The following is a 10253-nucleotide window of genomic DNA, read 5'->3' on the forward strand; positions in this document are numbered from 1 at the left end:
TTAATTAACATCTACAAATGTATATGTTAATTTTACCCCTCCATAATTGTCTATAAATAAAATTTCATTGGTGTTAGCTTTGTTAGAGTTATCTACACCGAATGGAGCAAATAACTGCACATATTTGTTTAAATCAAAAATGTCTAATATATAGTCATTATTGATAATATTTGGAAATGTTTTTACATATCCGTGTAATTTAGGTTTGAGTAATTCAGGATTTTGTCAATCTTTTTCAATTCCAATTTCTAAGATAAATCCATTTTTAGATAACAAGTAATATAAATCATCAAGTGTTTCATCACTGTTTTTTGCATAAACATAATCAATGAATTGATTTGAACTTATTTTTGCATAGTTTGAATAAATTTTTTCAGGATCATTAGATGTGGTATCTAAGTTTTCATTATCTAATAATGTTGATTTGATTAAATCAAATTGAGTAATTGTAAATAGTGCATATAGTCAATTTGTTGATAATAATTGATCTATTTGAGCAGTTGATTGTTCTACTAGAAATGGTTTTATTCTTGAGAATGTTCCTCAATCAAATTCTCCTTGAATAAATGATTGAGTCATGTTGTTCCCGAATACAAATGCATTTTTAATTTGCTGTTTGTAATCAGGATTGCTTAGTAATTCAAATTGTGAGTCAATGTAAGCTTGTTTTTGGGATTCATCTTTATATGCGATGTTAAGTAAGTTTCAAATTGAATCTTGTTTAATAAAGTTATTTCATTCAAGTTTTAAAGCGTTTTCTTGTTCGGTAGTTTCATCTGTTTTTGATACTGTGTTAGGTGTAAAAGATAAAGTTGCTAAAGGTAAACTTAATGGTGATATCATTAAAATCTTTTTAAATAATTTACTAATTTTCATTAGTCCCCTTTCATAAGAAGAAAACATTAGCAGGTTCTCCATAACTTAGATCTTTAACCATACTTTTTTCAAATTGAACTAATCCTGTTTCGTATCCGTGAATAAATCTTGAGTGAACAATATTAGAAATTAAGTTAAGTGATATTTTGTTATTTTTTAAATCTCCAAAGTATCAGTTTAACGGTTCTAATTTTAAATTAGAAACAGGTTGCAAAATGTTGTTGATAGTAATTCTGAAAACTAGTTTATTTTTCTTTAAATAATAAACTCTAGCATCAGACATTTCACCTGATTCATCACCTAATTTGATGTCGTCAATGAATGTGTTTGGTACGTTGTAGTTTTTGTATTCGCTTTTTGTTTTTAATGATTGTTGGTATTCGTCTGATAGTGTATAACCATTTCCGATTGGATCTAATAATCAAGATACAAATGTGAAGTCAAATTTATCTAAATTATTTAAGATAAAGTATCAGTTTTCTGAAATAAAATCTGAGAAACTATTAGCGAATTTTTCTTTTTTAGCAGGTGTATTATGTTCTTTAATTTCATTAATTTTTGCTGTTAATTCAGTTATTTTGTTTTCTGCTTCTGTTCTTTCATCACCTGAAAAGTAGACTAAGAGATCTTGCAGTCTGCTTTTTTCAGCAAGAGAATCATTTAATTCATCAGATCTAAATTCTTGTTTGTAACTTGTTGTTATTTCTTTGAATTTTTGAATGATTGATGATGTGTCTTGTTCTTGATTGTATACATATAAACTGCGTTCTCTTTGACTTTCTGGTTTGTAAACGTTGTTTAAAAGAGTTTCGATAATCTTTTTATGATTAACTTGCTGCAAGTTTTCAACTTTAGGGTTAATTTGTGTTGAGTTATCTATGTATACTTCTAATTTATCTGAAGATGTGTAATTAGCACAAGAAATTGCAACTCCACTAATAAGAGGTAAACTAATTAAACTTAACATTTTTTTAATTTTAATCATTTTGTACTCCTACTAATGTGTATCTAATAATTTGTCAGTTATATTGATTAATTTCTTCTAACGCTAAGTACAAGCTCTGAAAGTAATTGTATGAATTAAATAACATAATAAATTTAGCATAATCAAAGTTCTTATATATAAATGATAAATCTTCAACATTTATACTTTTACTGTATTCAATGTCATCATTTAATAGTTTATTGTGTGCAGCAACTAATTTGCTGTGTAAATTATCAATTGTTACATCAATGTTATCTGTAGAGACAACTTTTAAGATTTCAGCAGATGCTTTTAAATGTGTTTTGTCTTCTTGTGAATATTTAAATACAGGTAGTATTAAATTTTCGTTTAGCACAACGTAAATCACGTCTAAACTTTGAAGTGTTGAGTTGCTATCTAATTGAATATTTTTAACAACATATTTATTTAATTTGTAATTATGTAAATCAATATTTAACTTAATACCATCTTGTGTTGCTTTTGTGTATTTTGCTAATGTTAAATTCACACCAGCATCATTTTTTTTATCTTTGAAATTTGATGGATAAAAGTTTAAATAGTAATTGAATTTATTTAGATTACTTAAGTATCAAAATCAGTTATCTCTAAATAGCATTTCTAATGTTTTTGATGCTTTTAACGTATCTTGAATTTGAGTGTTGTTTTCTAAAATTGGATTGTTTAATATTTGCGCATATACTAATGATGATTGAATTTCTTTAATAAATTCATCTGGAATATTGTTTTGTGCATTTATATATAAATTCAAATCTCTTGAATTATTTATAAATTCAGAAGATCCTAATTTCTTTAGAAATGTTTGATGTGGTCTTTTTTCTTTTGAAACTTGTGGAGTAGTTTTTTCTGTTGTATTAGTACAAGATAGTGCTATTGTTGGTAAGAACAATAAAGGTGCAAGAAGCTTAATTTTGAATAATCTTTTCATAATAGATATCTTCAAGACTTCTATGTTTTTGCCCTGATGAAACTAATTTACCTTTATGAATAAGTGTGTATGAAGTTGCATACTTATCAATCTCACTTAAAATGTGAGAACTGATAATTATTGTCTTACCTTGTTTATTTAATTCAGATAATATTTCAAACAATTTAAATCTAGCTGTCGGGTCTAAGTTAGCAGCAGGTTCATCAAGAATGATTAAATCAGGGTCATTTAATAATGCTTGAATTAATAAAACTTTTTTCTTTTGACCTGATGATAAGTTGTTAGGTTTGTTTTTCTTTAAATCAGAGATTTCAAACTTTTCTAAAAAATTATTGATTTTGTATTTTAATTGTTGTTTGTCTTTGTTTCCAAATAAAGAAACAATGTATAAATATTCAAATACATTTAATTCTTTAGGGAAAATTGCATTTTCAGGAACATAACCAAGTTTTGCTTTTGATTCAGGATTTGAGTTAATAATTCCATTAATGTAAATTTGTCCACTAAAGTTTGTGTATGAACCAATGATTGATTTGATTGTTGTTGTTTTCCCTGAACCATTTTCTCCAATAAATGCGTGGAAAGAACCTTTAGGTACTTCAAAACTTAAATCAAATACTCCTTTTTTCTCATTAGAGTTATGATTATAAATCTTTGTTAAATTTTGAACTTTAATACTTGTGTTATTCATTATTTATAATCCTTTCTAATGTATAAAAGAGTATTTGCAGCTAATAGAGAAGCTCCTAAGATTATTCAAATCACAACAAAGATTGATTTGTTAACAACTTTTTTGTTTCTTTGAATTGAATAAATTTGATCTGTTGTAGCAAATAAATAGTTATTTGATTTTGTTAAATCGTATCTGATGACAATTTGGTCATTGATGATTTGTTGTTTTGGTACATATGTTTCAAATCCACCGATTTGATAATTGTAATCATCTAATCTAACTTTGAATTGAGAAGGTGCATATGTATCTGTGTAGTCATCATTTATTAAAAGAGCATTTAAGTAAATTGAATCATTGTATGTAAAGTAAATGTAGTAAATAAGTGCTGAATATAAATAAATTTGTTTTTCAACTTTTGATTTAACTAATTTATTTTTAATAGCATTTTCATCAAGAACATTTGTGTTGTTATCAATTAAATTGTTTAATTCAGAGTTTTCATCATTTAAGTTTCTTTGAATATCGCTTAAGATGAAGTTTTTAATTGAAACTAAATCATTGTTTTTTACATATTCTTGTAATTCTTCTGAATTAAATAATTGAGCAAAGTATTTGTTTGTAAAACTATTAAATACATTTGATTTTAATAGTTGCTGTATGTTTTCTCATTTTAGTTTTCCGACTAAGTTTTCAGATGTAACAAAGTTGTATTTGTCTTCTGGGTAAATAATGTTAAAGTCTGAAGCACCTTCTCTTGCATAGATGATATCTGTGTTGATGATATTTGTAATAGATGATTGATTTTTAAGTGCACCTGGAACTATATATTGTTCTTTACCTTCACTTATTTGATACTTACGTAGGTTTGGCTGTTTCTCGAGAATATATGAATATACTTGAGAATCAGTATTATTGTAATATAAGTAATCACTTAAATTATTAGTGTTCTGATTATTTAGTTTATTAAATATATCTTCATTATTAATGTTGAATATTTCTAACATTTGATAAGGAATTGCTAAATAAGAATAAACACTTCATGAAGTAGATGAGTTTTTTGAAATCTCATATGCCTCTGATAAGTATGCATCTTGTTTTTGACTAAAACTCGTTGCATCGTATCCGTTAGGGATGATGTAGTAATTATCTTTATTGTTATCTAAATAAAAGTAATTAGTATTTGAATCATTACCTGATGGTTGATTAGGGTTTTTAGAATTTAAATAGTAAGCAAAGTTATTAGCTGTTGATGTTGAGTTTGATGAGATAAATCCTCCAGCTAAAAACATCGGAATACTGAATAACAGTGGAACTGTTATAGCAATCTTTGAATTAAGTTTATAGCTTATTAATGAAGCAATTGAACCAAAGAAGATAAATCCTAAAAATATTGTGATTAGCGTGATAAATACGAACGCTACAAAGTAACTAGCATCTAATCTTAAAGTTAATCCTAATATTAAATTAAATAAAGAACAAAATAATGCTCAATATAACCCCATCAATAAAAACATTAACAGTTTACTTATAAAAATAGTCTTTCTGGATATGGGTTTAGAAAATGTAATTATTTCTAAACCTTCTTCCTCTAAATCTTTATATAAGTTAATTGACTTTAATGAAGAAAAGAAGATAGTTATAAATAACAATCCAAAACTAGCACAATAAATAACTAGCGATTTGTTTTGTATATTCATAATTGAAATAATAATTGAAAGGACAATCATTATTGTTCCAACTAAAGCAGGTAAGATTCAACTGCTTTTTTTCTTTAAAATTACCTTATGAAGAAAGTAGATATAGTTTTTTATTTGTGTCATTATTAACTCCTTTTTGCACTTTCATATTACTTTAATATTATTAATAATTTTGATAATAATTATACATTAATTAAATAACCTGATGGTTATATTCTTTATATTTTTTTTAAAAATAAATAGGTAAAATATATCTTATGAACGATGATTTAAGAATAAGCAGAATAAAAGAGAAGATTAAAAAAACTCCACATAAGAGTGGAATTTACTTATGGAAAAACGAATTAGATCAAGTCATTTACATCGGTAAAGCTATTGATTTAAATAATAGATTAAATCAATATTTAAATAATTCAATTAACTCTTATAAGACATACAAAATGATTGATGAAATCTATGATTTTGATTTTGTTACATACAATACAGATCAAGAAGCTTTTTTAGCCGAAAAGAACTATATTGAAAAATATCAACCCAAATATAACATCAAGTTACTTGATGATAAGAGATATCCATATTTAAAATTGAATATCAATACTAAAGACCAATTGGAAATATACAAAAACTATGTATATTCTAAAACAACAGATACAACATTTTCATATGGTCCTTTTTCAAATCAACACGAGTTTAAACATTTGTTAAAGGTTTTAACTAGATTCTTCATGTATGAAAATGGATTACCAATTAAAAATCAAGCTTATTCTGTGTCAAAATACAAATTTGACAAAATCATTGAAATTTTAAAATTTCAAAATAATGACTTTTTAGATAAGTTAATTTCTTTAAGAGATAAAGCGAGTGAAAATTGAGATTTTGAACTTGCTAAAGAATATAATGATTCTTATCATTTATTGAAAAGAATCAAAGATACACAATTAGTTGAACTTCAAAACATCAAAAACATTGATGTGCATACATTCATTGTTAAAGATGAACACATATCTATACAAAGTTTATTTTATAGATATGGAGTGCAAACTGCACACAATAATGAAATCAATAAATTAAATAACTATTACATTGAGAATGTAATTGATTATGTATCTGATTATTTAGAAAGATACTATTCAGATAAAGATTATCCAGATCACATTATTCTACAAAGTGAATATGAACAAATTCAACTTAATACAAAACTGAATAATAAAATCATCTTCCCAAAAAAAGGATTATTCTTAGAAATCCTGAATTTATCATTATTGAATAACAATGAATATTTAAAGATTAATATTAATGATGCAATTTTAAAAGAAGAAATCAATATTAAAACACAAAAAGAATTAGAAAACATTTTAAATGCTGAAAATAAAATTAAAAATATTTATTTGTTTGATAATTCACATTGATATTTAGAAAATCCAATAGGAGTTTCAGTTTGTTTTTCAAACGGTAAAAAAATTCATGAGAATTATAGATTTTTTAATCATGAAGAAGAATTTAAACAAATGAACAAGCATTCTGATTTAGAACTTATGTATCTAACTGTTTTTAAATTTGTTAAAACATTTGCAAAACCTTTAAATATTGACGAAAATGATATTTTTATTGTCGATGGATCGTTTGAACAATTAAAAGAAGCAAAATATGCATTAAAAGAATTAGAATTTGAAAGTATAAAAGTTTTTGGTCTTGTTAAAAATTCAAAACACAAAACTGAAAAATTGATTAATGATAAAAATCAAATAATTAATATTTCACAAGATGCTTTATTTTTGTTTACAAGAATGCAAAATGAAGTTGACAGGTATGCTAAAAGTAAAATGAAACATAAATATTTAAATAAATTCAGAGAATCAGATTTAAACTCAATACCAGGGATTGGCGATGCAACTGTCAAAAAACTTCTAGATTATTTTAAGACATTTGAAAATGTTAAAAATGCATCAATAGAAGAATTGAACAACGTTATTGATAAAAAGAAATCTAAAATTATTTTCGAAACATATTCAAAATAAAATATTTAACTTTTAAAATGGGTCACGAAATATGGACAATCCATATTTCGTGACCCATTTTACTTTTTTAATCTTTTTATAAAATTTTATAAATATTAAAATCTAATTGCATAGACAAAGGAGAGGGAATGAAACTATTACCATCTAATATTTCAAAACATTTAGAAACAATGTTTGCAAACGATATTAACCAAATCATTGCTTTGATTAACAATTGGTGGTTAATTAATTATAACCAACCGTTTGGTTTAATTGAAATGGATGCTATTAGATTTGGTAATAGTATTAGTCTAAACAAAGAAACCACCGAAGAAAAATGATATAACGGCTGTTTAATTAATTGGGGACTAAAAGCGATATTAAGATTAGTTTTTGATTTACAAACAACTAAACCCATTGCACTTGATAATGCTAATCGTATTCTTAACACTAACCTTTTTAGCACAACTTATTATCGCATTCTTGAAGAATTAAGGAGATTAAAAAGAAACAATTATGAAATATAAAGATTATTCTAAACAATTGGTTTAAGTAATAATAGTTTTGTCTTTTTTATTTATGAATTAAATTCATTACAGTAATTATGAGATTTATTAATTAACATTTTTATTTATAAATATTTATTAATTCTTGTTAATTAATTAAAAAATGCTTATTTTAATGATTAAAAATAAAAACATTATAATTTGCCTATGAAAAAATTTAAAAGAAAATTATTTTGTGCAATTGCCCCATTATCGATTATTCCTACAGCATTGCTAGCTTCATGTGCGAAAAAAACAAAAGATCCTTGAACAAATAACACAAATTCAAAAAATTTAACTGAATTGCAAAATAGTTCATCAAAAATCAAATTATTAAATCCAGAAGTTGCTCCAGGAGCTGATTTTAGAGATTTTTATGCTGATTTAAAAGACTCGGCAGATAATTCATATCCAACGGTTGTTCTTTCCAGAAACGCATCACAAGTATTTTTATCATCATTTATGCAAATTGTTGGTCATTTAAACGCATCTAACAATGAAAAGCAACCTTACAACGATGTTGTTTATTTAATTGATCAAGATGTTTGGGACATTGACAAAACTAATGAAAATCCAGAAAGTCAAAGGTTTAATTTTAAGTATTTATTAAACAAATTTACACCTGTACTAAATACCGAAACAGGTGAAATGAATGTTAAAGATGGAAAATTGTTGGTTTTAGACAACTTGAAATATGCAACTAACAATCAAAAAGATAAAGCTTATTCAACAATACCAACAACTTTAGAAGAATTAACAACTTATTTACAACCATATCTAGAAGCTGGAATTGATAAATTTGATTTCTATATACCTGATGTATCTTTAATAGCTTTATCCGATGAAGATCGCGCTGTTGTAAGAGATTGAATTTTTAAACATGCCAATAAAATAGTTATTTTAAGTGATGGTAATTCTCAACCTTATGATTTTATTGAGAATTATTATTTAAATTTTGCTCTAAAAGCAGGTAAATCATATACTCAAGCAGAATTGCTTAAACACTGAAATGATTTACAAGCAGATGAATATATTAAAATGCCTATTGATTGTCGTTATTTCTTCACTTTACAAGAGAAAGTCAAAATTTACAATTTAGAAAACACATACATTAATGCTTTTAATCAAAGATTAGAAAACGCAGGTAAAGCTTGAGCTAAATTAAACATTCAGTCATATCCAATTAATCCATTTATTTATAAGGATTACATACAATTTGCCGAAAACATTGATTATCAAGGCGACTTTGAACGCTTAAATCAAATTTATGGCAAGAGCTTTTTAGATCTTATTGTTGAAGGCAAAAACAATTATTCTGCAAACAAAAAGAATTTAATCTTTATGGGATCTTCATTATTTAAAAAAAATGACAGAGGCTGAAGATTGAATCAAAATGAAAATGCTTACAATGAAGTGAAATCTTATTTCGCCAAAATTAAAGAGTTATATCCTGCAGATCAATATAATTACTTCTTTAAATTGCATCCAAGTTATAGTGCTAAAGATGCTGTTGAATACATTAAATTGCTCGTTGGCGAAGAAGAATACGCTAATACAATTACATTAAATCCTACAATTGCTTGAGAAAATATGTTGGCAATTGATTATCGTAACATTGAAAATGGCACATCAGTATTATTTGATCAAAATAATAATTCAAGAACTCAATTATATGGCTTACAAGGTACAACAACAGTGCTTTTAACCACAATGACATTCCTAAAACAAACATTCGATTGAGATTTAGAAAAAATGAAAAGCTTTGTCAACATACAAAACTTCCCATTAGCAAATACCTTTAACATTTTATCTCGTGATACTTATTACACTGACCACAAAAAAGGTTATCAAGGTAACATATCTAAAATGGAACAAGTTTATAAATACTTTGTTGACACCGGTGCTTTCTATCCAAAAAATGAATGAATTGATATGGATACTTTTCTTACAAAAACCAATGTTAATTAACCTAAAAAATCTATAAAAAAGACAAAATTGTCTAAACTAGAACACAAAATATGGACAAACAGTATTTTGTGTTTTTTTATATTAAGGGTTGATTATGAAACAACTAAAACAAGAATAATGACTAGAACTTTTTTCAGATTATGATGATTTTAAGAAGGGCTTAATGTCAAAAAATGATTTTGAAAACAATTTTGTTTTTTTGTCAATTCCCATTGAACACAAAAGTAAATTTATTATAAATTACAATTTGTCCAAAATAAATGATTTAGATTTAGTTATGAAACACATGTCAAAAATAAAATTGAACAACAATAAATAGCACATTCAGACCATTGTTTCCAATATTTAACTAAAGATTATTTGCAAACAATATCTAAAAATAATGGCGTTGTTTCAATGGGAGAGTTGGCAACTCGTCATACAACAGAGAAGCAGAATATTTATTTTCCATTTTAAAATCTGAATGTTTAAAACTAATTTATGTAACCGAGATAATTTTTGATGATCTTAGCAAAATAATTAATTAGTTTATTTTTTGATACTTTAATGAAAGTATTCAATCAAAA

The 10253-nt window shown here is 25.3% G+C and carries 8 protein-coding genes; 3 read left to right on the forward strand and 5 right to left on the reverse strand.

The genetic code is table 4. The features are described from left to right. The 5 genes from VBM89_RS01010 to VBM89_RS01030 are packed head-to-tail and all read right to left on the reverse strand — an operon-like array spanning position 1 to position 5300. Entirely contained in the window at positions 1–876 is an 876-nt protein-coding gene (locus VBM89_RS01010) for an aromatic motif membrane protein (protein WP_323188463.1), read from the reverse strand. Further along, positions 866–1861: an aromatic motif membrane protein gene (locus VBM89_RS01015; RefSeq protein WP_323188464.1), complete on the reverse strand. Its 996-nt coding sequence runs from the start codon at positions 1859–1861 to the stop codon at positions 866–868. Before VBM89_RS01015 ends, VBM89_RS01010 begins: the two co-directional genes overlap by 11 nt. Further along, positions 1854–2807 carry an aromatic motif membrane protein gene (locus VBM89_RS01020; RefSeq protein WP_323188465.1) on the reverse strand — a complete coding sequence of 318 codons (954 nt, stop codon included), beginning with the start codon at positions 2805–2807 and terminating at the stop codon, positions 1854–1856. Before VBM89_RS01020 ends, VBM89_RS01015 begins: the two co-directional genes overlap by 8 nt. Further along, on the reverse strand, positions 2785–3498 hold the full coding sequence (locus tag VBM89_RS01025; RefSeq protein ID WP_323188466.1) for an ABC transporter ATP-binding protein: 714 nt from the start codon (positions 3496–3498) through the stop codon (positions 2785–2787). Before VBM89_RS01025 ends, VBM89_RS01020 begins: the two co-directional genes overlap by 23 nt. Continuing rightward, the gene (locus tag VBM89_RS01030; RefSeq protein ID WP_323188467.1) at positions 3498–5300 is read right to left on the reverse strand and encodes an ABC transporter permease; all 1803 of its coding nucleotides are present in this window, start codon (positions 5298–5300) and stop codon (positions 3498–3500) included. The genes VBM89_RS01025 and VBM89_RS01030 overlap by 1 nt, the downstream gene beginning before the upstream one ends. 134 nt (positions 5301–5434) lie before the next feature. Here VBM89_RS01030 and VBM89_RS01035 point away from each other — a divergent pair, with 134 nt between their 5' ends. The 3 genes from VBM89_RS01035 to VBM89_RS01045 all read left to right on the forward strand — a co-directional run bounded on the left by VBM89_RS01035 (position 5435) and on the right by VBM89_RS01045 (position 9687). Beyond that, positions 5435–7195 carry a GIY-YIG nuclease family protein gene (locus VBM89_RS01035; RefSeq protein WP_323188468.1) on the forward strand — a complete coding sequence of 587 codons (1761 nt, stop codon included), beginning with the start codon at positions 5435–5437 and terminating at the stop codon, positions 7193–7195. A 128-nt stretch (positions 7196–7323) separates the two neighbouring features. Then, entirely contained in the window at positions 7324–7701 is a 378-nt protein-coding gene (locus VBM89_RS01040) for a hypothetical protein (RefSeq protein ID WP_323188469.1), read from the forward strand. Between the two features lie 186 nt (positions 7702–7887). Then, complete coding sequence (locus tag VBM89_RS01045; protein WP_323188470.1) at positions 7888–9687, forward strand: hypothetical protein; 1800 nt, start codon at positions 7888–7890, stop codon at positions 9685–9687. Positions 9688–10253: the final 566 nt, after the last annotated feature.

Source organism: Mycoplasma sp. 1199, assembly GCF_034863365.1.
Taxonomy (GTDB): domain Bacteria; phylum Bacillota_I; class Bacilli_A; order Mycoplasmatales; family Metamycoplasmataceae; genus Mycoplasmopsis.